We start from the raw sequence: 592 nt of genomic DNA, 5'->3' as shown, positions 1-592 counted from the left end.
GATCCCAGCCGACCACCGCGCGCCGCGGCGTGCCGAGCGAGGTCGGGGCCACCAGCGCCTGCAATTCGACCAGAACGGGCCGCGTGCCCTCGATACCCGCAAAGACTGCGGTGCCGGGCGTGCCGAGATCGCGCTCGGACAGGAACAGCTCCGAGGGGTTGGTGACCTCGCGCAGGCCCAGGCCCGTCATCTCGAACACGCCGATCTCGTCGGTCGGCCCGAACCGGTTCTTCACCGCGCGCAGGATGCGGAATTGCTGCGAGCCTTCGCCCTCGAACGACATCACTGCGTCGACCATGTGCTCGACGACGCGGGGACCGGCGATCTGGCCGTCCTTGGTGACGTGGCCGACCAGGATGATGGCCGCGCCCGTCTTCTTGGCGAAACGGATCAGTGCCTGCGCCGAGGCGCGCACCTGCGTCACCGTGCCGGGCGCCGATTCCACCGTGTCGGTCCACATGGTCTGGATCGAATCGATCACGATCAGCCGGGGCACCGCGCCCTCCGACAGCGTCGAGACGATGTCCTCGACCGAGGTCTCGGCCGCGAGCTGCACCGGCGCGTCCGACAGCCCGAGACGTTCGGCGCGCAG

1 protein-coding gene is annotated in these 592 nt (G+C 69.6%); it reads right to left on the bottom strand.

Features of this window, described 5'->3' with window-relative positions:
- Positions 1–592 (bottom strand): AAA family ATPase (locus tag MOV75_RS41180; RefSeq protein WP_247008615.1); only part of this gene is annotated, 592 nt, incomplete at both ends.

The organism is Bradyrhizobium sp. PRIMUS42, from assembly GCF_023006515.1.
Lineage (GTDB): Bacteria > Pseudomonadota > Alphaproteobacteria > Rhizobiales > Xanthobacteraceae > Bradyrhizobium.
This window is presented reverse-complemented; position numbering and strand designations above follow the sequence as displayed.